This window comes from Antribacter gilvus (assembly GCF_003946865.1).
In the GTDB taxonomy this organism is placed as follows: Bacteria; Actinomycetota; Actinomycetes; order Actinomycetales; family Cellulomonadaceae; genus Antribacter; species Antribacter gilvus.
This window is the reverse complement of record NZ_QXTH01000004.1, coordinates 313,332-335,539: the sequence shown is the minus strand read 5'-3', so window position 1 is coordinate 335,539 and position 22,208 is coordinate 313,332. Positions and strand designations below refer to the sequence as shown.

Below are 22,208 nucleotides of genomic sequence, written 5' to 3'. Positions count from 1 at the left end.
GCTCGGAGACGGCGACCTGCCGTGCGGGGCGGTCCTCCTCCCCCTCGACGACGGGGAAGCCCGAGACGACCACGTCCCCCGATCCGGCCAGTGCCCCGAGCAGGGCGACGATCGGCGAGTCGACCTGGCCCGCGACGAGCCGGTCGCGGTCGGCGTCGGCGAGCTGTACCTGAGGGTTTGTCGCGAGCTGGGCGCCGAGCTCGGTGCGTTCCGTAGCCGCCTCGGCCCGTGCATCACGGGCGGCACCAGCACCTGAGGCTGCGACCCGCCGTATCTCCACGGCCTGCTGTCCTTCGCCGAAGGAAGCGACCACGAAGGAGTTGTCCGTCGCCTTCTGTATCTCCGGGAATGCTCCGGGGAAGGTCCGCATCGAGTCGGTGGTGATCACGTAGTCGATATCGCGCCAGCCGTTGGGAGACTGGGCGCGGACCGCCGGGTCGGTGTCGAGCTTGTAGTACCAGACGACGTTCCGGCGGTCCCAGCCGGCCCGCACCAGGTCCACCCACATGGCGTCGTCCACGACCAGGCGCTGGTCACGGGGCACGTTCTCCGCGAGCCATGCCTCGGCCGAGCGCAGCGGCCGGTCGAGGTCCGCGAGCAGGAAGCCGCGCAGCTGGGTGCCCCACAACGGGACCGCCACGACCGCGCCCGTCGCGATGACCGCGACGGTCCCGTACGCGGCCCTGCGCCAGTGGCCCCCCTCGCACGCAGCCGGGCGACCGCGTCGCCCGCCACACCGGCGATCAGGAGCGCGCCGAACGGCAGCAGGGCGATCACGTAGGGCACTGGCACATAGCCGCCGGGCCGGAGCATGAACAGTGCCAGCCCCAGCACCAGGGCCGCGTATGGCCGCAACCGGCGGAGGAAGAGTGCCGCCACCGCGGACAGGAGGCCCAGCACGATGAAGACCTGGTCGAGCTGCCACCACATGCCGAGCGTGCGGTTCAGCAGGGAGTCCGGGTCGGTGAGAGAGCCGCTACCTGCGCGCGAGCTGAGCTGGAAGACGATGCCGTCCATCAGGCTCACCCGGTCGGCCCCGCTGAACAGCTCGCCCTTGACGGCGGCCAGCAGCAGGTAGCTCCCCCCGATCAGGACCAGCAGGCTGGCGGCGACCGACAGGGTGTAGCGCCTTGTCTCGCGGTGCGAGGCGCGCAGCATGACCCAGACGAGGACCGGCAGCGCCAGGAGGAAGGTCTCCTTGGACAGGACGGCGACGCCGAACGCCACCGCCGACCCCGCGAAGGCGGCGAGCTGCCGGTTCCGGTTCGTGGCGAGCACGAACGCCAGGAGCAGCCAGGGCACCGCGACGTTGTCGAGATAGACCGTACGGTGAAACTGCAGCGCGAGCGGCGACACCAGGAAGATCAGCCCCGTCGCAGCAGCGGCCGGCCGCGAGAGCCCTACCCGGCGGGCGAGGACCCAGAGCAGCACGGTGGCAATCAGCGACGCGACGACCACCGCCTCGCGTGCCGCGAGCACCGCGACGTCCCAACGCGCGAAGGCGCCGGTCAGCTCGGTGTAGGCGGCGAGCTGCAGCCACCCGAGCGGCGGATGGTCGTACCAGTACGTGTAGTGCGCGAGCTCCCCCAGGTTCGTCACGGCCCACGCCTGCGCCGTGTAGGTGCCCTCGTCGTCGATCCGCTGCGGGGCCCCGCCGAGATTGACCAGGTTCACGACGGCGCCGACGGCCAGGACGGGTGAGAGCCAGACCAGCGCACGCCGGTGCGCACGCACCCAGGCAGCCGCACGCGCCGCTGGTCGGCGGCGCCCCGCCCGGACCACTGGGGTCGGAGCGCGGGTCCCGGTGAGCGCCGTCATGCCGCGACCTGCTGCCTGGCTGCTTCCGGAGCCGGCGAGACGGCTTCCGTGCCCGTCTCGCGGTGGGCTCCGGTGTGCTCGGTCTTCTCCCAGTTCCTGGTACCGCGCGCCTCGCGGAACACGGCGCGCAGCGCGGCGAGCGCCAGGAAGACCTGGAACGGGACGGTGCCGAGGATCAGCCGGGCGTAGTCGCGAGCCCGTACTTTCTCGCCGTACAGCCGCCCGAACTCGCCCAGGCCGGCGACCTCCACCGCCAGGGTGACCAGCGTCGGCGCGAGGGGGACGAACGTGAGGAGCGCGACGACCGTCGGCACCTTCGCGAAAAGGATCAGGCACACGGAGAGCGGGATGAGGAGCCCGGTCGCGGCCTGCAGGAACGGCATGGCCAGCAGGTAGCGCGCGAACGTGCGCTGCGACCGGGTGGGCAGTGCCCGCCACTCGCCCTTTCTCAGCACCTGCAGGAACCCCTGGTTCCAGCGCGTCCGTTGCTTGTACAAGGACTTCAGCGACCCGGGTGTCTCCTCACGGGTCACGTAGTCGGGGCTGTAGGCGACGACGACCTTGGCTCCCTGGCTGGACAGGCGCACCCCCAGCTCGCAGTCCTCCGCCAGGCACTCCGCGTCCCACCCGTGATTGCGCTCGAGCGCGTCGCGCCGCACGAAGACGGTGTTGCCGCCCAGGGGGATGAAGTTCGCGCCAGCATGGAAGTGCAGCCGCGACCTGAACCAGAAGTAGTACTCCAGTACGTTGCGCAGCGACCACCAGCTGGTGCGGAAGTTCATCAGCTGCACACCGCCCTGCACGACCACGGCGCCGGTCTCGGTGAACCGCGAGTCGATGTGCCGGAGCAGGTCCGGATGTACCTCGTCCTCCGCGTCGAAGACACCGACGACGTCGCCCGTGGCGAAGGGCAGCGCGCGGTTCAGCGCTTTCGGCTTGTTCTTCGGGACGCTGTCGTCCACGACCACCTGGACCCGGTCGGGATGGCGCGCCGCGGCCTCCCGCGCGACCGCCTCGGTCCCCGGATCGTCGTCGCCGACGATCGCGATGATCTGCACGTGGGGGTGGGTCTGCGCGGCGAGCGTATCGAGGGTCTGGCCCAGCACCTCCTCTTCGTGCCGGCCCGGGACGAGCAGCGTGAAGGTGCTGGTCGGTGCGTGCGGCGTCCTGGAGAAGCCCGTGCTCTCCAGCGTCCCCTTCGAGCGCCACGCGTAGAGCATCCACCAGAGGGTGGTCGCGGCGACCACCGTGAGGCCGAGGGCGAGCAGCACCAGCGCGGAGTACCCGGCGACAGCGCTCCAGTCGAACGCCGTACCGTCCCGGGTCGCGTCGAGCAGGCCGGTGTCGAGGCCGCGGTTCGGCACGTCGGTCGGAGCACCGGCCGGTACGGGCTCGGGCGTGAGGAGCGGACCTGGGGGCGAGTCTGAATGGCGGACGATGAACGGCGTCGTCACGATCTGTCCTTCCGGGTCGGGGCGAAGACAAGGAAGCGATAGGCGGAGTACCTGAACGCGGTACCGAGCGCCAGCCCGACGACGTTCCCTGCGACGTTGTCGGCTACGGCGGAGGTAAGGCCGAGCAGGTGGTGCGAGACGAAGAGGCAGCCGGCGGCGATCAGCAGGCCCCCGCCGTTCGCCAGCACGAACAGGAGGAGCTCTCGGCCGATCGCGGTCTGCCGAGTCCGGCGAAAGGTGAGGTAACGGTGCCCCAGCCAGGCGACGCCGGTAGCGACCGTGACGGAGGCGACCTTGGCCCAGATCACCTGATCCGCGAGGATCGTCGCGCGCAGCGCGTTGAAGAGGCCGACGTCGACCAGGAAGGCGACTAGCCCCACGCTTCCGAAGGCGGCGAGCTGCGAGCCGACAGGACGACGGAGGACGGGGATGATGCGGGACAAGGCCGCGAGCGGAGCAGTAGCGGCAAAGGTCATGTCGCGGGTTCGGAGCCGTCACTGGACCGGATTGGACTTGATTTGTGGGCACCTCGTCCGGCCGGCGGTGCGCCGGTCGGCGGCCGGGTGACATTGACTCACCCGGCCGCCGGCCTGATGCGGACTCAGCCGTTGTTCTGGCTGACCCGCAACGTGCCGTTGACACTGTTGGGGAAGAAGCCTCCTTCGCTCACCTGGCCGGGGTTCAGGTAGACGATGTTGAGCACCTGGCCCGGGGTCCGGCTGTAGGCGATGCCACTGGCGTCGGTAGGCACCAGGTTGGCAGCGCGGCGCTTGGTGACGATCCCCTGATCGAGGTCGGTCGTGCCGTCGAGGCTGTCCCGGGCATCGGAGATGGCGTTCGCCGCATCGGCGAGACCCTTTTCGAACAGCGCGCTGCGGACCACCCCTGCGTGGTAGGCCTCGACGGCCAGGATTCCTGCAGCGGCTTCCAGGTACGTCTTGTTGCTGATCAGCGGTGAGGCACCCTTGTAGGCGGTGACACCGACGTCCTCGAAGATGTAGGCCCCGAGCAGGAAGCTGTCCTCGTCCGCGAACGGGTCGAACGACTGACCAGGGCCGATCAGGCCTGCCGCCTGCGCCGCGGCGGTGAAGCTGTGCTTCAGGTCGATGTTGGGCTGGGCCGCCTTGGCCCCACCCAGCGCGGTGCGCAGGAACGTGACGTGGGCGAGCTCGTCGCCGGCGATCTCCTGGGCGTACTGGCGGATCCGCTTGGACTTGAACGGGACCTTCGCTCCCCCGGTGACCTTGCCGATCGAACCTCGACCGTCGGTGAGCGAGTCATCGATCCCGTGGCCGGTGGCGGCGTAGGCGTAGAACTGTGCCTCGAGGTACTCCAGCTGGAGGGCGAAGTTGAGGATCGCCTCGTCGCTGATCGTCTTGCTGCTGTTCTCCTCGGCCACCGCGCTCGGCGTGTTCTGCGCGAGCAGGGTCGCGCCGCCGATGACACCGAGGCCGCCCACCCCTGCCGCCCGCAGGAAATTGCGCCGGTCGGGCTGGCTCGCCGTGCTGCGGCCGATCATCTCGACCACCATCTTCTTTCCGAACATCGTGAACCCCTTCACTCTGATGGATGGGACAGCGCACGCCCGGACGCACAGCGGTCAAGGCTCGGCCCTACGCGGTCGAGCTCCTGATCCACCCCCGGGATGCGTAGTGGATTCGGAGCACTGGGCTTTGCGGATTGGTCGACCATGTGTTGCGGGTCACCCCATCCGGAAGCGTGTCGGCGCCGAACCATCCGGGCAGGACGACGTACGTGCTGTGCGGGACGAGCTGCGGAGGGCGGTGGTGGCCGGATGACGATCACGCTGTCCAAGCCGCATTCGGCACCGGCTGCGCCGGCCGCGAGCGCCAGGGCATTCTTGGGGCAGACTGGAGCGGTGGCCTCACCACCTACCCGGACCTCGTCACAGGACGTCGTCGACGCTCTCCTCGTGAAGTGCGCGCACGGCGACCCCGCGTCGTTCACCCCCGTGTACGACGCACTGGGGTCGGTGGCGTATGGTGCCGCCCTCGGCGTCCTGCGCGATCCCCACCATGCGGCCGAGGTGACCCAGGAGGTGATGGTGGAGGTGTGGCAGACGGCGGCACGTTTTGAGCCGGCGCGTGGTTCTGCCCGTACCTGGGTCGCGACCCTGGCCCGGCGTCGCGCGGTGGACCGTGTCCGCTCGGAGCAGGCGCACCGGGACCGCGACCAGCGCGACGCCGATCTGCGCACCGGCCAGGCGCGCGACGTCGTGGTCGAGGATGTCGAGCGCAAGCTCGAGGGAGCCGCGGTGCGGCGCTGTATCGAGGGCCTGACCTCGACCCAACGCGAGGCGGTGGTGGTCGCGTACTACGGCGGCCTGACCTATCGCGAGGTTGCCGAGCAGCTCGACACGGCCTTGCCGACCGTCAAGAGCCGGATCCGTGACGGGTTGAACCGTCTGCGGGAGTGCCTGGGGGTGCGTCATGGCTGACAGGACGAGCACCGGCGCGCGGAGCCTGCGTTCGGGCGCCTGGGACCTGCTGCCCGGGTACGCCCTGGACGCTCTCGATGACGCGGACCGACTTGCCGTGGAGCGCCTGCTGGAGACGGATGCCGACGCGCGACGGTCGCTGGACGAGTACCGCGAGGTCGTCGCGGCCTTCGCCGTCGAGACCGAGCCGCCGACCTTCGTGCGAGCCAATGTTCTGGAGCGCGTGCGGACCACGCCCCAGCACCCGGCCACGGGTGCTCGGTTCGCTCCCGCGGCGGCCGACCGAGTGCCGCATGCCGATTCGACGTGGGCGACGCCGGGCGCGCCGGAGAGCGGTCCGTCGCCGGACGGCACCGGCGACAGCGACGTCTTAGATCTCGCCGCTCGTCGGCAGCGACGCCGCTGGGGCCTTGCGGTCGCTGCGGTCGCGGCGGCGGCAGCGATCGCCTTCCCGACGACGATCGCCGTGCAGGTGACCGCGGAACGCAACCAGCTGCGAGAGCAGAGCGAGATCGTGTCCGAGATGCTTGCCGACCCGGACGCCTCGATCCGTCGCGCCACCGTCGATGGCGGCGGTGAGGCGTCGATGCTGGTCGCGGACGGTGACATGTATTTCCGTGCGGACGGGCTGCCGCAGCCCGACCAAGGCCGCACCTACCAGCTCTGGATCGTCAAGGCCGACGGAAGCGTCTCCTCCGCGGGCGTCCTGTCCTGGCAGGACGGCGAGGCGTCCTCGCTGGTCCGAGGGTCCGACGGCGTCGGCCTGGCCGTCTCGGTCGAACCCGAGACCGGGTCCGAGCAGCCGACCACCGACCCGGTAGTGGTCCTGGGTGCCTGACGTGTATCCCGTCCCTGACCAGACCGGTCGTACCGCTGTCGTCACCGGCGCCAACAGCGGCACGGGCCGCGAGGCGGCCAAACGGCTGGCGGCGGCGGGCGCCCGAGTGATCTTCGCCGTCCGCGACCCCGAGAAGGGCGCCGAAGCGCTCGCCGAGACCCTGCGAACCCGGCCGGACGCGCAGGCCGAGGTACGCGTCGTCGATCTCGCCGACCTCGCGTCGGTACGTGCGTTCGCCGACGGCCTGCAGCGCGACCTCGACCGGCTCGACACCCTCGTCAACAACGCCGGCGTGATGGTCCCGCCCCGGCGTCACGAGACCGCCGACGGTCACGAGCTGCAGTGGGGAACCAATTTTCTGGGCCCGTTCGCCCTGACCAACCTGCTCCTGCCACTGCTTCTGGCCGCGCCCGCACCGCGCGTCGCCACCATGAGCTCAGGCGCCGCCAACCTGGGCCGCATCGACTTCGCCGACCTCGACTGGGAACGCCGTCAGTACCGCCCGTGGGAGGCGTACGCGCAGTCGAAGCTCGCCGACGTGCACCTCGCCCGGCACCTCGCGCACCTGGCCGAGACGCGGGGCTGGAGCCTGGTCAGCAACGCCGCCCACCCCGGCTTCACACGGACGAACCTGCAGACCGCCGGACCGAGCCTCGGCCGGGAGCGGCCGGTCACTCGACCGGTGGGCTGGCCCCTGCCCAACATGGAGTCTCCGGAGGGCACCGGTTCGATCCTGTTCGCCGCGGCCGACCCCGCCGCCCTGCCCGGTGCGTACTACGGTCCCCGGTTCTTCATCACGGGTGACCCGCATCGAGCAGGTCTGAGCCGACGCATGCGCGACGCCGCGACGACGGCCCGCCTCTGGTCGACTGCCGAGGAGATCACGTCGACCGCCGTTCCTACCCGGTAGGTGGTGCTCCTCGGAGGTACCTGGGTCGCCAGGGCGGGCGTGTCGTCCTCCGGGATCAGGCGATCGTGCTTGACGCCCTCGGCAACCTCGACATCTTCCGGGCCAAGCACGGGTTCGGTCGTTCCGGCGGCGGCTACCGATGCGGACACGGTGCTCGTCGGCAGGTCGAGAGCTTCCTCGTCCGCATGGCCGGCGGCTCCGCTGCCCAAGTCATGCTCTGACGGCGCCGGTCTGGCGGGCGGCGCGCACGCGCAGTACCAGGGTGACGCCGAGCACGGCGACGGCGGCTGCACCAGCGGCTGTCGCCGTTGGCTCCGAGTTCGGCGTGGTGGCCCAGCGGGCCACGGCGATCCAGGCCAGACCCCAGGCGATGGCCGCTGCCACGGCGATGCGGCCTCTGCTCCGTGCCGCCAGGGCGATCCCGATTCCGCCGACGACCACCAGTGTCGAGACCGCCCACCACTCCGGGTCGAGGCCGCCTCCGTCGAAACCGGAACTGGTGAGGGCTGCCGCGACGTTGGCCGCGGTGGCCACGCAGACCCAGCCCAGGTAGATGCCGAGCGTCCCGTCGACGAGCAGGCGCTCCAACGCTCCGCTCGCACGGGACCGCATCAGGATCACCAGGACCCGGCAGAGCAGGGCGAGCAGCGCCGCGATGACCGCAACGCTCACCCAGATCCAACCGGCCTGGACCGCCAGGATCCATGTCGCGTTGAGCAGCATCGTCCCGGCGACGGGCAGCCGGAGGAGGCGTTGCCGGGCAGCGGATGCCGCTGTCGGGAACCACTGCAGCGCCGTGTATCCGGCCAGTCCGAGATAGACCACGGTCCACACGGAGAACGCTCCGGAGGCCGGGGCGAGGAGCGTGGCGTCGGCGGCGAGCGCGCCGTCTGCCGCTGACGCGATCGGGGTGCCACCGAGCACGCCGACCCCGATCATGGAGCCGACCAGGCACACCAGGAAGCTGGCGGTGACGATGATCTGCTGGGACCGGTCCTTGGCGCGCATGTCGGTCTGGTTCTTCGTCACGAGGTCCTCCTCCTGGGCCGCACGGACCCGGTCAGGTCACGGCAGGCCGATGGCCGCGACATTCGCTAGCCTATCTAGGAATCCCACCAGTCACATAGGGGCCGAGCGAGGAAGCGGGAGCAGTCGCGATGACCTGGATCGAACGACGGCGGACGGGCCGGTGACGGGCCGGGCGCGCGTCCTGGTGACCGGGGCCACCGGATATATCGGGGGGCGGTTGGTGCCTGAGCTGCTGGCCGCGGGGTACGACGTGCGCGTGCTGGCCCGCCACCCGGACCGGGTCGCCTCCCGCGACTGGTCCGGCGAGGTTGAGGTGGTCGCCGGCGACGCCACCTCGCGCGACGACCTGCACAGGGCGCTCGACGGCGTGGACGTCGCTTACTACCTGATCCACGCGCTGGGTGCCGGGCCGGGCTTCGCCGAGCGCGACCGCAGCACTGCGCGCGGCTTCGCGGTCGTGGCGCGGGAGATCGGTGTCGGCCGAGTCGTCTACCTCGGTGGCCTGTACCCGGACGGTGAGCGCCTCTCACCTCACCTGGAGTCCCGTCGGGAGGTCGAGCGGATCCTGCTCGACGGCGGCGCGCCGACCCTCGTGCTGCGGGCCGCGGTGATCCTCGGCTCGGGCAGCGCGTCGTTCGAGATGATGCGTTACCTGACGGAGCGGCTGCCGGCGATGGTCGCGCCGCGCTGGATCAACAACCGCATCCAGCCCGTCGCAGTGCGCGACGTCCTGCGCTACCTCGTTGCCGCGGCGAGCATCCCGGCCACGGTCAGCAGAGGCTTCGACATCGGCGGACCCGAGGTGCTGACCTACCGCGAGATGATGCAGCGCTATGCCGCCGTCGCCGGGCTGCGCCCGCGGCTGATCCGTGCCGTGCCCGTGCTGACACCCGGGCTGGCCAGCCACTGGGTCGGCCTGGTGACCCCCGTGCCGCCAGGGATCGCGCGACCACTGGTGGGCTCTCTGGTGCACGAGGTCGTGGCCCAGGAGCACGACATCAAGACGTACGTGCCCGACCCACCCGAGGGACTCATCGACTTCGACACGGCGGTCGAGCTCGCGCTCGCCCGGATTCACGACCTGGACGTGCGCACGAGCTGGGTCTCCGCCTCCACACCTGGCGCGCCGTCGGACCCGTTGCCGGAGGACCCGGACTGGGCCGGCGGAAGTCTGCTCGTGGACGACCGGTCCAGCGAGGTGGACACGACGAGCGAGGCGCTCTGGACCGTGATCGAGGGCATCGGCGGCGCACACGGCTGGTACTCCTGGCGACTGGGTTGGGCGGCCCGCGGTCTCATGGACCGCCTCTTCGGCGGGCCGGGGCTCCGGCGGGGCCGCAGGCACCCCGACCGCCTCGCTCCCGGCGACGCCCTGGACTGGTGGCGGGTGGAGACGGTCGACCCCGGTCGGCTGCTGCGGTTGCGCGCAGAGATGCGCCTGCCTGGACTGGCCTGGCTCGAGCTGTCCATCGAAGGTGGTCCCGATGAACGCCCCACGTTCCGCCAGCGCGCGATCTTCTCCCCTCGCGGTCTGCCCGGACAGCTGTACTGGTGGGCGATCAGACCGTTCCACGGCATCGTCTTCGGTGGCATGCAGCGCAATATCGCTCGCGCAGCCGAACAGCAGAGCCGCAGGAGGCGGCCATGAACAACGCGAGCCGCTCCTCGCCAGCCTCAGGCTGCGCCGGCCAAGCGCTCGTGGCGTGCGTGGGAGCAGATCCCGCCACATTCGGTCCGGTCTACGACGTACTGGCGCCGGTGGCCTTTGGAGTCTCGCTCGGAGTGGTGAACAACGCGGATCGTGCCGCCGAGGTAACTGAAGACGTCATGATGGAGGTCTGGCAGACCGCCGCACTCTACGACCCTGCACTCACGTCCGCCAGGACCTGGGTCGCCACGATCGCTCACCGGCGAGCTTGCGACCACGTCCGGGCCGAGCGGCCTCTGGGCGACCCGGGCTCGCGCGCCCCGGATGTCGAAGCGGAAGCCGTGACCGCCCCTGGCGACGCCCATGAACTCGGTGGCGGCGTCAAGGACGAAGCCCTGCGCCGTCAGCTGGACTCGCTGGCCCCGGCTCAGCGCGAGGCCATCGCCGTGACCTACTACAGAGGCCTCACCTATCGTGAGGTCGCCGAGCGCCTCGGCGTGGAACCCATGAAAGTCCGGACCCGCATCCGTGACGGGCTTGAACACCTGTGCGGTCACCGAGGGAAGTCGCACGCCTGACAGCCGTCTTCTAGTGCGTCGACTGCTCGGCGGGCCACCATCGTGGGATCTGAATTCGGGATCCGGCCGATGCCGCCGGACGCGCCGGTGACGAGAGCCACGTCCTGCCCATCCCCGGAACCTGGGCTGTGTCCGGTGTCGAGTGCGGCGCCTCACAAGGTGCATCTCGACGCGTCGTGCCCAAGGGCAGGGCTACCGGTGCCGTGGAGCGAATCAAGAAACCTCCCTGGTTCGGGCTGAGCTGGAGCTCAGGCGGCGTTTCCGGCTTTCAGCCGGCGCAGGACCGCCTGGGCGGTACGGGTGCCGCTGGCCATCGCCCCTTGGATGGAAGGCGTGTCGCGGTGGTCGCCCGCGACGAAGAGACCGTTGCCGAGGTCGACGGACCGGCGCAGGTCGCCCAGCGGTGGTGGCGCGGCGGGCAGTGCGTTCGGGATGGTCACGGTTCGCAGATGCTCCCAGTGCGTCGTGGGGACCCCGTAGAGGTGAGCGAGCCGTCGGCGGACAGCCGGTTCATCAGCCTCCAGGGCGGCGGGCGCCACGAGCGAAGTCGCGATGAGCGCGCGACCGTCGGGTGCGTACTCGGCAGCGACGTTGCTCAGGACGACCGAGCTGGCGATCATGCGGTCATGGTCGCCGTCGAGCAGCAGGATTGGTTCGGCACCAGGCGGTTCCGGCGCGACGTGGTAGATGGTCGTCAGACCACGCATCGGCGGGACCGTGAGCGAGGGCAGTAGCTGTCCCGCGGTCGGCGGATCAGTGGCGACGACTACCGCGTGGGCGCGCAGCCGTCCGCCGGAATGGTGCACCTCACCGGTGTCGACGCCGTGCACCTCGACACCGCACCGCAGGATGCCGTCGGGCAGTCGCGCGGCGAGCTGGTGCGGGACGGCGGACATGCCCGCGGCGGACATGCCCGCGGCGGGCACGCCCACGCGACCGCGAACGAAGCTGCGCCAGACCAGGTCGACATAGTGGCTCGACGTGTTCAGCTCGTCCTCGCCCAGCACACCGGCGAGGAACGGCCGCAGGAAGTGCTCGAGCCCGGCCCCACCCAGACCCCACCGGCGTAGCGAATCGGCAGCGGTTGTCTCGTCCCACGTGAGCAGGCGGTGGACGGGTCGGTACGCCGCGTGGGCGGTGTAGGCGGCCAGTGCCAGCTTGTCGTTCCACGGCAGCAGCCTTGACCCGACGGTCGCCGCGAGTCCGCCGGGGTGTCGGCGTGGATCGACGACCCGATGCAGCCGACCGCCGTAGCGCACCAACGCGCCCGCGGTGAACAACTGCAGGTCGAGCGACGGAAGGTCCAGTCGGCGACGCACCTGGGGGTAGGAGGTGTTGAGCACCTGGAACCCGCGGTCGACCACGAAACCTTCGACGTGATCGGTGGTGACCCGGCCGCCGGGTCGTTGCGAACGTTCCAGGAGACAGACGTCGAGCCCGGCGTCCGTCAGATCGATGGCGGCGACGAGCCCGGCCATGCCCGCTCCGACGATCACCACGTCGTGATCTGTCACCGAGACCTCCCAGGTATGGCCAGCTTTCCACGACCTTCGAACCCGTCCGGGTCACGCGCATGGCGGCGTCTACCGGCCACGGCTACGTTGGTGCAGACATGAATGACTCCCCAGCGCTGGTGTGGTTCCGCCGCGACCTTCGCGTGACTGACCAGCCCACCTTCCTCGCCGCGGGGCAGAACACTCGCGCACTGGCGCTGTTCGTGCTCGACCAGCGACTGCTCGCGCCCGCCGGAGCGCCGCGGCACTGGTTCCTCTACGGCTGTCTGCGAGATCTCGATGAGAGCCTGGACGGCCGGCTGCTGGTCGTCGAGGGTGACCCGGTCGAGGTCGTCCCACGGGTCGCCCGTAAGATCGGCGCGGACAGCGTCCACATCGCCGCCGACTTCGGACCCTACGGCCAGGCACGCGACCGTGCCGTGGAGGGGGCGCTCACCGAGCAGGACCGAGAGCTGGTCCGCACAGGCTCTCCCTACGCAGTGGCACCTGGCCGCGTCCGGAGCGCCGACGGCGGTCGCTACCGCGTGTTCACCCCGTTTCGACGGGCCTGGGCCGAGCACGGATGGCGCGACCCGGCCGACACCGATGCGGACTACCTCGACTGGATCGACCCGGGGACGGTCAAGGTCGAGGCGACACCGGTGCCCGAGGACGTCCCTGTCACCGCGGAGCTGCCGGACCCCGGTGAGGCGGCAGCACGGAAGCGGTGGGAGACCTTCGTGCACGATCACCTCCAGGACTACGCGGACGGCCGGGACCGGCCCGACCAGCCCGGTACCTCGCGCATGTCGGTCTACCTCAAGTACGGCTGCGTGCACCCCCGCACCCTGCTCGCCGACCTCGCTGCCAAGAGATCGGACGGGGCGCAGTCGTTCCGCAGCGAGCTCGCATGGCGCGACTTCTACGCCGACGTCCTCGACCAGCGCCCGGACTCCGCCCGTCGGAACTACGACCGCTCGTACGACGCGCTGAAGACCGACAGCGGGCCGGACGCCAACCGGCTGTTCACCGCCTGGAAAGAGGGTCGCACCGGCTTTCCCATCGTCGACGCCGGGATGCGGCAGCTGCTGGCCGAAGGGTGGATGCACAACCGCGTGCGGATGATCACCGCGTCGTTCCTCGTCAAGGACCTGCACCTGCCGTGGTGGTGGGGAGCCAAGCACTTCATGCGCTCGCTCGTCGACGGCGACCTCGCCTCCAACCAGCACGGCTGGCAGTGGGTCGCCGGCAGCGGCACCGACGCCGCCCCGTTCTTCCGGGTGTTCAACCCCGTGCTGCAGGGGGAACGGTTCGACCCGGACGGCGACTACGTGCGGACCTACGTGCCCGAGCTCGCTGACGTGACCGGAAAGGCGGTGCACAAGCCCTGGGCCCTGCCGGACGGCCCGCCTGCCGGGTATCCCGCGCCCGTCGTCGACCACAAGCGCGAAAGGGCAGAAGCCCTGGATCGTTACGAAGCCGTCCGGGAGTCCAGACGCCGCGAACGCGGAGCTCACTGACAACGGGTTCGTCGACCCGGGCACTGGTTGCCTCAGAGGGCCGCCAGCGCGGCGCGCGGGTTGGGGCAGCAGGTCTTGTGGCAGTACGCGGATGTTCCATCCTGACTGCCGCGAAGCGCCGCAACGACCTGCTCATCGCGTTCGGTCGACGCGCGTTCGAGGACCAGCTCGCGCACCATGGACACGAACCGAGGGTCGACGCCTGGTGTCGCCGCGCGGGCGAAGGGCAGCCCGACGCGCTCGGCAACGTCCTTGGCCTCGGTGTCGAGGTCGTAGATGACCTCCATGTGGTCGGAGACGAAGCCGATCGGTATCACCGCGGCGCCAGGAGTGCCGCTCGCCGCGAGCTGTTCCAGGTGATCGCCCACGTCCGGCTCCAACCAGGGCTGGCTCGGGGGCCCGGACCGGCTGCAGTACACCAGGTCGTAGGCAGCTGACCCGCCGGTGCGTCGGGCGACTTCGCCCGCGACCGCCCTGGCCACGGCGTGGTGCTGGGCGACGTAGGCGCCGCCGGCTCCGCTCACGTCGTTCATCGCGGTCGGGATCGAGTGCGTCACGAAGACCATCCGCGCACCCGTCGGCAGCTCGTCCAGCGAAGCGAGCGTCGCGTCGACGAACGGTTCGACGAAGCCCGGGCGGTCGAAGTAGTGCGGCAGCCGGTGCAGCTCCGGCGCGTCGTCACCGACCGTGGCCACCGCGGCGGCCAGGTTCTCGCGGTACTGCCGGCACCCGGAGTAGGACGCGTAGGCGGCGGTGACGAAGTACGCGGCGCGCCGCACGCCGTCGGCGGCCATGGCCCGCAACGTATCGGGGAGGTACGGGTCCCAGTTGCGGTTGCCCCAGTAGACCGGAAGGTCGATGCCGTTGGAGGAGAGGTCGGTCTCGATCGCCGCCATCAGCGCGCGGCACTGATCGTTGATGGGACTGCGCCCACCGAACCCGTAGTAGTGCTCGCCCACCTCGACCAGCCGCTCGTCGGGGATCCCACGACCACGAGTGACGTTCTGGAGGAAGGGGAGAACATCGTCGGGTTTCTCCGGCCCGCCGAAGGAGACCAGGAGCAGGGCGTCGAACGGCAGTGGGGCAGCTGACATGGTTTCTACGTTGCCTCTCATCGGACTAGTCCCCGACTGGATCCGGGGGTTCTTGCAGTTCAGATTCCGGGTCGGGGACGGGCTTCGGCGTGCTCCCGACCGAGCAGGTGTCGCAGGGCCGGCTCCAGGGTGGCGTACCGGAAGCGGTGTCCTTGTGCGAGCAGGGCGGCGGGTGAGACGCGTTGGCTGGCCTCGGCGAGCTCGGTCGCGCCCTGCTTGCCCAGCAGCAGCCGTGGCCCCAGTGCGGGTACCGGCAGCGCTGCCGGCCGCCGCAGCACGGTGGCCAGGGTCTTGGCGTAGGTCGTGTTGCGTACCGGCTGTGGCGCGACGGCGTTGACCGCACCGGACAGGGCGGTGTCGTAGATCGCGCGGTGGTAGACGTCCACCAGGTCGTCGATCCCGATCCACGACTGCCACATCTGCCCGTGGCCGAGCTTCCCGCCGAGCCCGGCGGCGAACAGCGGGTAGAACAGCCGCAGCGTGCCACCGCGCGGGGACTGCACCAGTCCCGTGCGCACCTGGACCACCCGTAGTCCTGCGTCCGCGGCTGCCGACGCGGCGTTCTCCCAGTCCGCGACGACGTCGGCCAGGAAACCGTCACCTGGTGCACTGGACTCGTCCAGGATCTCGTCGCCGCGGTCCGGGCCGTAGTAGCCGATGGCCGACGCGCAGACGAAGACGGCCGGTCCGCCCCGGGTGCGGCCGGCCAGCTCGGCCAGTGCCCGGGTCGGCCCGATGCGTGATCCGCGCACTGCTGCACGGTGGGAGTCGTTGAACCGGCCGGCGATCGAGGCGCCGGCGAGGTGGACCACGGCGTCAACGCCGCGCAGCAGGTCGTCGGCCGGTGCCTGCGGGTCCCAGCGCCGCTCGTCGGGCCCCTCCGGGCGGCCTCGGACCAGCCGGATGACGCGGTAGCCCGCCGTGGTCAGGAACGGTGCGAGGGCGCTGCCGACCAGGCCGTGGCTGCCGGTCATCGCGACGACCCGGGGACGGTCGCCGTTGTTCCGGGCCGTGGCCTGCGCCGCCAGGTCCATGCTGAGCTGGCGGTGCCGGTAGGCGAACATGCCCCGCAGCAGCGCACGCGGCACCGGGGTCTGCACCGTGTCCGTGATGCGGGTGTGGTCGCCCTCGGTACGGAAGTCGTGGGTGTGCCGCCACGGCAGAAACCAGCGCAGCGGCGCGGAGACCAGCTCGTCGACGAACCGCTCTGGCGGTCGGTAGCCCGAGTGCCGTGCCACCCACCGCACGCCGAGGGGCAGCCCGAGCACGGCCTCGCCGCCGGCCAGCGACGGCGCCTCCTGCACGACGTGGACGGGTGCCCAGGGCGGTGTGAGTCTGTGGATCGCGCCGGGCTGCTGGTGCCAGGCGAAGACCTCGGACCGGGGGTAGGGCACGACGCTCGAGAAGGTCTGTGGCATGGCTCTTCCTGTTCAGATGTCGAAGGTGGCGATCGTGATGAGCAGGATCGTCACGGCGGCGCCCACCGCGTAGTTGACCCACAAGAAGTGCCGCCAGCCGCCGTTCGCGCGTGCCGAGTCCTCGTCGCGCAGGCGAGCGTAGGGAAGTGCCAGGGCGAGGTAGGGCAGCACGAGCAGGCCGGCGAGCGCGCCCGGCCACCCGGTGGTGACGACCAGCAGCCCGGCGGCGACCCAGGCACCCAGGGCGCAGCGGACGGTGCGGGCCGCACCGAACACCGTCGCGATCGAGGAGATGCCGCCCGCGCGGTCGGGGACCACGTCCTGGACCGCACCGAAGGCGTGACTCGCCATGCCCCACAGCAGGAAGGCGCCCAGCACCGCGACGATCTCCGGGGTGGGGGCGGCCTGGGCCAGGGTCAGGCCGTAGACCGCCGGGCTGACGAAGTGCACGCTCGACGTCAGCGAATCGAGCACCGGCACCTCCTTGAAGCGGAACGGCGGCGCGGAGTAGGCGATAAGCGCGAAGAGGCTGACGGCGAGCGCTACCCAGGACAGCGGCGGGCCGAGCACGAGCAGGACGGCGACGAACGGTAGGCAGGTCGCCACCGACGCGATCAGGACGGTGCGGTGCCGTCGTGGTGCCAGGAGGGCGCCCTCGACGCCGCCCTTGCGGGGGTTGGCCAGATCGGACGCGTAGTCGAACACGTCGTTGATGCCGTAGAGCGCGAGGTTGTACGGCACCAAGAAGAACAGCGTGCCGATGATCAGCGTTGCGTCGATCTCGCGCACGGTCAGGAGGTACGCCACGGCGAACGGATAAGCGGTGTTGATCCAGCTCAGGGGCCGCGATGCGCGCACGAGGTCAGCGATCACGACGGCTCCCCAGGTAGGTCCAGAGCGCGGGCAGCAGGATGACGGCCGCGAGCGGGTAGGCGAAGTCCTCGACGGGTGCCAGGCCGATCCGGAGCCCTGAGATGTGGGCGTCGGAGTAGGCGAACAGCCCGCTCGCGATCATGATGGTGTCGAACACCGCGGTGAGCAGGAGCAGGGCCACGGTGGCGAGCACGACGGCGCGCCAGCCGGCGGGTCGTGCCCCGGTGCGGCGCGTGGCGGCTACCCGCGCCACGACGGCGACCACCGTGGCCGCCGCGAGGAAGCCGAGCGCCAGCATCAGGTAGGTCATCGGGGCCCGTCCTCTCGTTCGGGAGCGCGCTCGTCCCGTCGGCGGTCGCCGCGCCGGCTCGAGCGGTCAAGGACACGCTGGGCGCCGAGCACCAGCACCATGGTCAGCTCGCAGAGGAACAGCAGGAACACGAGCTCTTCGACGGGTAGCTCGGGGGCGAGCATGAGCCCGGTCATGTACCGCCCGGAGCCGTGGAAGAACACCCCGAGCCCGATGCCCGCCAGGTCCCAGAGCAGGAAGAACACGGTGCCCAGGGCGAGAACTGCCGCCGCCCGGGCGGGGTCCTGCCAGCAGAAGAGCCGGTACCTGCGGTCCAGCAGCAGCACCCCGGCCGCCGAGAAGAGCAGCACGACGAGGTAGGCGAAGCTCATCGGCCCTCCGGCAGCGGGCCGCCACTGGTGTCGCCCCGCAGGCGCTTGACGACCAGCTCCGCGCTGATGAGGCACATCGGCAGCCCGATCCCCGGGATGGTCGTGGCGCCCGCGTACAGGAGACCGTCCACCCGCGACGACGCGTTCCGTCCACGGAACATCGCGCTCTGCCGCAGCGTGTGCCCAGGGCCGAGGGCTCCGCCACGCCAGGCGCCGAAGTCCCGCTCGAAATCGGCCGGGCCGATCGTGCGCCGGACCATCACACGGTCCGCGAGGTCGAGCGTCCCGGTCCAGTCGGCGATCTGTGCGATGGCGTCGTCGACGATGCGTTCGACCTGGGCATCCCCGGAACCGTCGACGCCGCCCGCTCCTATGCCGGTGTCGGCCGGTACGGGGATCAGGACGAAGAGGTTCTCGTGGCCGGGCGGTGCGACGTCGTCGGTAGCACTCGGCCGGCAGACGTAGAGCGACGCGGGACGGGGCACTGTGCGCCGGTCGCCGAAGATCGCGTCGAACCCTTCCTGCCAGTCGCGGGCGAACAGCAGCGAGTGGTGGGCCAGTTGCGGGAGCTCGCCGCGCACCCCCAGCAGTGCCAGCACCGCACCGGGTCCCGGGTCGCGGCGCTTCCACCAGCGGTCGCTGTGGCTGCGGTGCTCGGGTTCGAGCAGGTCGTGCTCGGTGACGCGCAGGTCCGCCGTCGAGACCACGATGTCTGCGGGCAGGTGCCGCGAGTGACCGGTGAGGTCGCTCACCTCGACGCCGGTCACGGCGCCGTCTGCCACCGTGATCCGGTTCACCCGCTGTCCGGTGTGCAGCTTCGCGCCCTGCCCCTCGGCGGAGCGCGCGACGGCGTCGATCACGGAACCGAACCCGCCGCGGGGGTACAGCACTCCCTGCGTGACGTCGAGGTGGCTCATCAGGTGGTACATGCTGGGCGCCGCACTCGGTGAGGTGCCCAGGAACACCGCCGGGTAGCCGAGGATGCGGCGCACCCGGTCATCCGTCGTGTGCCGGGCGATGAAGCGGTCCAGCGGCTCACCGAGCAGGCGTGCCAGACGCGGCAGCCGGCCCACCAGGTCACGGTCGAGGAAGGGCCGCGGAGACGCGAACGTCGCGTAGAGGAACCGCTCGGTGGCGATGCGGTACGTCTGCGCCGCCGAGTCCAGGTAGGCCCCCAGCCTCCCCGCGGACGGCGGATCGAGCGCCGCGAGGGCCTCGCGCGCGCCGTCGGCCGGCAGGTCGAAGGGCTCGGGGCCGCCCTCGAAGAAGACCCGGTAGGACGGATCGAGGCGCACGAGGTCCAGCTCCTTGGCCGCGCTCGTGCCCAGCAGCCGGAAGAAGTGCTCGAAGACCTCCGGCATGAGGTACCAGGACGGGCCGGTGTCGAACCGGAAGCCGCCGTGCTGCCACTGCCCCGCGCGGCCGCCGAGCTCCGAGCGCGCCTCCAGCAGAGTGACCGCCGCACCGTCCCGCGCGAGCAGGGCGGCGGTCGCCAGGCCCGAGATACCACCGCCCACCACGACCACGCGTCGACCGCGCACCGCATCGTCCGTGAGGTCGTTCATGCGTCCCATCGCCTTCCTTCGCGCGCTCCGGCCAGTGTCGTGGCGACGATGCGGAGCTTGACGGCGGTGGGCACGGACACTCGCTGGTTGCGCAGATGGGCGGTGGTCGTGTGCCGCAGTCTCTCGTTGAGCTCGGTGAACAGTCCGGCGGCCAGCGCGGTGGCGCGGCGTGGGCCCGGGGGAAGCAGGGGGACGGCGGCGCGTGCTGCTGCCAGGTCGGCGTCGATGTCCTTGACGATCACTGCCTTGTGCTCGTCGTCGAACCCGTCCGGGGCCATGTCGGGGAAGTAGGACCGGCCCAGGCGGTCCTGGTCGTCGCCCAGGTCGCGCAGGAAGTTGATCTTCTGGAACGCGGCGCCCAGCCGGCGGGCACCCTCCTCGAGCCGTTCACGTACAGCGGGGGAGACCGGGTGCTCGTGCAGGAACGCGCGCAGGCACATCAGGCCAACGACCTCGGCGGACCCGTGGACATAGGTGCGGTACTCCTCGTCACTGAGCGAGACGACCGGGTCGAGATCGCGCCGCATGGAAGCGAAGAACGGGCGCACGAGCTTCTCGTCGATACCGACGGTCCTGGCGGTGGCGGCAAAGGCATGCACGACGATGTTCGCGCTGAACCCGCTGTGCAAGGTCGCGAGCGTCTCTTGTTCCAGGGCGTCGAGGGTGCTGCGACATTGGGCCGGTGCGAGCCCTGCCTCGTGTGCGGGGCCGTCGACGACCTCGTCAGCCACCCGCACCAGCGCGTAGATGTCCTCGATCATCGCTCGCATCGTGGGTGGCAGCAGGCGGGTGGCCAGGCTGAACGAGCTGGAGTACGCGCCCAGGACGCGGGCCGCCGCGTTGTGCGCGGTCTCGGAGTACAGCGCGAGGGAGGACGACGGGTTCATGACTCACGCTCCGCGAGAGTGTTTGTGAGCGCGACCAGCTGCTGTCGCAGGCCGGAGGGCAGGGTCGTCTCGCCGATGGTGGTGATCGTTGCCCGCCGCATGCGGTCGATGAGGTCGACGGTCGCGTCGCGTGCACCGGTGGTGACCAGCGCGGTCCGGAGGCGTTCGGCGCCGCTCTCGTCGAGCTGCGAGTCGCCCCACAAGTGACGCACCGCGCTCCATGCGGGCCGGCCCTCGGCGAACGCGACCAGCAGTGTCCGTTTGCCCTGGCGCAGGTCGCCCGTCGTGCTCTTTCCCGTGCGGTTCGTGTCGCCGAAGACGCCGAGCAGGTCGTCACGCAGCTGGTAGAGCACACCCAGGGCGACACCGACCTGCTCCAGCTCGGTGGACGCCTGCTCCCCGGTCCCGGCGAGCGCCGCCCCGGCGCGCAGCGGTGCGGCGAACGAGTAGCCGGCCGTCTTGTTCTCCATCATCCGCACGACGCGCTCGGGTGTGGCCTGTGCCGTACCCAGCCCGAACGCGATGTCGTCGTGCTCGCCGGCTGCGGCGCGGAACAGGCTCTCGTCGATGATGTCGGCGAGCTGGGCGCGAACGGCAGGCCGCACCTGCGCGACGAGGGCGTGTGCGGCACTGAGCAGCAGGTCGCCGCCCAGGATGGCCGAGGCGTCGCCCCAGGCCGATGCGGTGTGGGACGACAGGCCTGACCGGCTCGCGTCGGCCGCGAACTCGGCGGACACGGTGGGCCGTCCGCGTCTGCTGAGGTCGCGGTCGATGACGTCGTCGTGCAGCAGCAGTGCCGTGTGGAGCAGCTCGAATGCCGCCGCCGCAGTGGTGGCGTCCTCGGGGGACGGGGCGCCGAACGCCCGGTGAGTGTCCAGCAGGAGGCGCGGTCGCAGCCGCTTGCCCCCGCTGCTCGCCAGCTCCAGCCGCCTCCACAGCCGCGCGTAGTGCTCGCCCAGTGGTGCGGCTCGCCGGATGCGGTCTGCGAACAGCTCGTCCAGGACGACGTCGACGCCGTCTCGGGTCAGGACCGCGGTCATCGGTGGGCCCGCTCGTTCGGGGCGGAGACGGTGTAGTAGGACAGCTCGGTGGCCTGGCGTACGAACCAGGGCGAGTACGCCCAAGGAGCAGCGCCCAGAGCCAAGCCGAGCGCGCCTGGTTCGGACGACCGGGCCTCCATCACCTCGTCCGGCTCCGGATGGCCGCTGAGCTCCGTTGCGATGGGTGTGCCGTCCTCGTCCAGCAGGACCACTCTCTCCGTTGACATCGGTCCCCTCGGGTAGATTCTTGCTAGCCAGGCTATATTTAAGCACGGGAAGCATTACTCGCAAGGATAGGATCTGAACGTGGTCCAGGAACAGGTGTCGGGCGGCTCTGTGGAGCCGTCGATGCTGGACCCGCGCGTGCTGGATCCCGACCAGGAGCTGGTCAGTCGGACCGCTCTCACGGATCGTGACGTCGACCAGGTGGTGCGCCTGCTGGAGGGTCTGCGGCGCTGGCGCGAGGCCGAGCATCGTGTGAGCGAGGCGTCGCGGCGCTACATGAAGCTGGGCGAGACCGATATGCGCGCTCTGCGTTTCATCATCACACTGAGCAATCAGGCTCGCCTGGCGACGCCCGGTGCCATCGCCACCCATCTCGGCATCTCGTCCGCCTCGACGACCAAGCTGCTGGACCGGCTCGCCGAGAGCGACCACATCCGCAGGCTTCCGCACCCCTCCGACCGCCGGAGCGTCACCATCGAGGTGACGGAGGAGACCGCGCGCGTCGCCCGTGAGACCGTCGGGCGGAGCCACGCCCACCGGTTCGACGCCGCGGCCCGGCTGACCTCGCAGGAGAGAGAGATCGTCACTCGTTTTCTCGATGACCTGGCGGCCACGGGCGAGCACCTGTAGCACGTCGTCGCGCGGGCCCGGCACGCCTGCCGGGCCCGCGGGCGGCCTG

The 22,208-nt window shown here is 70.7% G+C and carries 23 protein-coding genes; 8 read left to right on the top strand and 15 right to left on the bottom strand.

Annotated elements, in window-relative coordinates:
• Positions 1-384 precede the first annotated feature (384 nt).
• The 4 genes from D1350_RS09215 to D1350_RS09200 all read right to left on the bottom strand — a co-directional run bounded on the left by D1350_RS09215 (position 385) and on the right by D1350_RS09200 (position 4,818).
• Positions 385-1,818, bottom strand: a complete 1,434-nt coding sequence (locus tag D1350_RS09215) for an ArnT family glycosyltransferase (RefSeq protein ID WP_125775684.1) — start codon at positions 1,816-1,818, stop codon at positions 385-387.
• Positions 1,815-3,272 carry a glycosyltransferase gene (locus D1350_RS09210; RefSeq protein ID WP_240643986.1) on the bottom strand — a complete coding sequence of 486 codons (1,458 nt, stop codon included), beginning with the start codon at positions 3,270-3,272 and terminating at the stop codon, positions 1,815-1,817. The genes D1350_RS09215 and D1350_RS09210 overlap by 4 nt, the downstream gene beginning before the upstream one ends.
• Positions 3,269-3,748, bottom strand: coding sequence for a GtrA family protein (locus D1350_RS09205; protein ID WP_164545095.1), 480 nt, complete (start codon positions 3,746-3,748; stop codon positions 3,269-3,271). Before D1350_RS09205 ends, D1350_RS09210 begins: the two co-directional genes overlap by 4 nt.
• A 125-nt stretch (positions 3,749-3,873) precedes the next feature.
• Complete coding sequence (locus D1350_RS09200) at positions 3,874-4,818, bottom strand: ferritin-like domain-containing protein (RefSeq protein WP_125775682.1); 945 nt, start codon at positions 4,816-4,818, stop codon at positions 3,874-3,876.
• 249 nt (positions 4,819-5,067) lie between these two features.
• On the opposite strand from D1350_RS09200, the gene sigK reads away from it, so the two are divergent.
• From sigK to D1350_RS24830, 4 genes are all read left to right on the top strand, one after another.
• On the top strand, positions 5,068-5,730 hold the full coding sequence (gene sigK, locus D1350_RS09195; protein WP_125775681.1) for an ECF RNA polymerase sigma factor SigK: 663 nt from the start codon (positions 5,068-5,070) through the stop codon (positions 5,728-5,730).
• A complete protein-coding gene (locus D1350_RS09190) occupies positions 5,723-6,568 on the top strand; it encodes an anti-sigma factor (protein ID WP_125775680.1) in 846 nt (281 codons plus the stop codon). Before sigK ends, D1350_RS09190 begins: the two co-directional genes overlap by 8 nt.
• A gap of 1 nt (position 6,569) precedes the next feature.
• A complete protein-coding gene (locus D1350_RS09185) occupies positions 6,570-7,478 on the top strand; it encodes an SDR family oxidoreductase (RefSeq protein ID WP_125775679.1) in 909 nt (302 codons plus the stop codon).
• A gap of 65 nt (positions 7,479-7,543) precedes the next feature.
• Entirely contained in the window at positions 7,544-7,699 is a 156-nt protein-coding gene (locus D1350_RS24830) for a hypothetical protein (protein WP_206074473.1), read from the top strand.
• On the opposite strand, the gene D1350_RS09175 is transcribed toward D1350_RS24830, so the two are convergent.
• Positions 7,689-8,507 carry a tryptophan-rich sensory protein gene (locus D1350_RS09175; RefSeq protein WP_338068154.1) on the bottom strand — a complete coding sequence of 273 codons (819 nt, stop codon included), beginning with the start codon at positions 8,505-8,507 and terminating at the stop codon, positions 7,689-7,691. The two genes, D1350_RS24830 and D1350_RS09175, sit on opposite strands and share 11 nt — an antisense overlap.
• A 49-nt stretch (positions 8,508-8,556) precedes the next feature.
• On the opposite strand from D1350_RS09175, the gene D1350_RS09170 reads away from it, so the two are divergent.
• Positions 8,557-10,155 carry an SDR family oxidoreductase gene (locus D1350_RS09170; protein ID WP_420807802.1) on the top strand — a complete coding sequence of 533 codons (1,599 nt, stop codon included), beginning with the start codon at positions 8,557-8,559 and terminating at the stop codon, positions 10,153-10,155.
• A complete protein-coding gene (locus D1350_RS09165) occupies positions 10,152-10,733 on the top strand; it encodes a sigma-70 family RNA polymerase sigma factor (protein WP_240643985.1) in 582 nt (193 codons plus the stop codon). The genes D1350_RS09170 and D1350_RS09165 overlap by 4 nt, the downstream gene beginning before the upstream one ends.
• Before the next feature lie 248 nt (positions 10,734-10,981).
• On the opposite strand, the gene D1350_RS09160 is transcribed toward D1350_RS09165, so the two are convergent.
• Positions 10,982-12,247 (bottom strand): NAD(P)/FAD-dependent oxidoreductase, encoded by a 1,266-nt coding sequence (locus D1350_RS09160; protein WP_125775677.1) that lies wholly within the window; start codon positions 12,245-12,247, stop codon positions 10,982-10,984.
• A gap of 98 nt (positions 12,248-12,345) precedes the next feature.
• Here D1350_RS09160 and D1350_RS09155 point away from each other — a divergent pair, with 98 nt between their 5' ends.
• Complete coding sequence (locus D1350_RS09155; protein ID WP_125775676.1) at positions 12,346-13,746, top strand: cryptochrome/photolyase family protein; 1,401 nt, start codon at positions 12,346-12,348, stop codon at positions 13,744-13,746.
• A 32-nt stretch (positions 13,747-13,778) separates the two neighbouring features.
• Here the strand turns inward: D1350_RS09155 and D1350_RS09150 are convergent, their stop codons facing one another.
• The 9 genes from D1350_RS09150 to D1350_RS23650 are packed head-to-tail and all read right to left on the bottom strand — an operon-like array spanning position 13,779 to position 21,531.
• Positions 13,779-14,840 carry a ferrochelatase gene (locus D1350_RS09150; protein ID WP_125775675.1) on the bottom strand — a complete coding sequence of 354 codons (1,062 nt, stop codon included), beginning with the start codon at positions 14,838-14,840 and terminating at the stop codon, positions 13,779-13,781.
• Positions 14,841-14,899: 59 nt separating this feature from the next.
• The gene (locus D1350_RS09145) at positions 14,900-16,258 is read right to left on the bottom strand and encodes a TIGR01777 family oxidoreductase (protein WP_125775674.1); all 1,359 of its coding nucleotides are present in this window, start codon (positions 16,256-16,258) and stop codon (positions 14,900-14,902) included.
• Between the two features lie 12 nt (positions 16,259-16,270).
• A complete protein-coding gene (locus D1350_RS09140) occupies positions 16,271-17,131 on the bottom strand; it encodes a prenyltransferase (protein WP_125775673.1) in 861 nt (286 codons plus the stop codon).
• The gene (locus D1350_RS09135; protein WP_125775672.1) at positions 17,121-17,441 is read right to left on the bottom strand and encodes a lycopene cyclase domain-containing protein; all 321 of its coding nucleotides are present in this window, start codon (positions 17,439-17,441) and stop codon (positions 17,121-17,123) included. The genes D1350_RS09140 and D1350_RS09135 overlap by 11 nt, the downstream gene beginning before the upstream one ends.
• Positions 17,438-17,812, bottom strand: coding sequence for a lycopene cyclase domain-containing protein (locus D1350_RS09130; RefSeq protein ID WP_125775671.1), 375 nt, complete (start codon positions 17,810-17,812; stop codon positions 17,438-17,440). Before D1350_RS09130 ends, D1350_RS09135 begins: the two co-directional genes overlap by 4 nt.
• On the bottom strand, positions 17,809-19,377 hold the full coding sequence (crtI, locus tag D1350_RS09125; protein ID WP_125775670.1) for a phytoene desaturase family protein: 1,569 nt from the start codon (positions 19,375-19,377) through the stop codon (positions 17,809-17,811). The genes D1350_RS09130 and crtI overlap by 4 nt, the downstream gene beginning before the upstream one ends.
• On the bottom strand, positions 19,374-20,264 hold the full coding sequence (locus D1350_RS09120) for a phytoene/squalene synthase family protein (protein WP_125775669.1): 891 nt from the start codon (positions 20,262-20,264) through the stop codon (positions 19,374-19,376). The genes crtI and D1350_RS09120 overlap by 4 nt, the downstream gene beginning before the upstream one ends.
• Positions 20,261-21,304 (bottom strand): polyprenyl synthetase family protein, encoded by a 1,044-nt coding sequence (locus tag D1350_RS09115; RefSeq protein WP_164545094.1) that lies wholly within the window; start codon positions 21,302-21,304, stop codon positions 20,261-20,263. The genes D1350_RS09120 and D1350_RS09115 overlap by 4 nt, the downstream gene beginning before the upstream one ends.
• Positions 21,301-21,531 (bottom strand): NUDIX hydrolase, encoded by a 231-nt coding sequence (locus tag D1350_RS23650; protein ID WP_164545093.1) that lies wholly within the window; start codon positions 21,529-21,531, stop codon positions 21,301-21,303. Before D1350_RS23650 ends, D1350_RS09115 begins: the two co-directional genes overlap by 4 nt.
• A 79-nt stretch (positions 21,532-21,610) precedes the next feature.
• Between D1350_RS23650 and D1350_RS09110 the strand changes: the two genes are divergently transcribed.
• Entirely contained in the window at positions 21,611-22,159 is a 549-nt protein-coding gene (locus tag D1350_RS09110) for a MarR family winged helix-turn-helix transcriptional regulator (RefSeq protein WP_240643984.1), read from the top strand.
• The last annotated feature ends 49 nt before the right edge of the window (positions 22,160-22,208 follow it).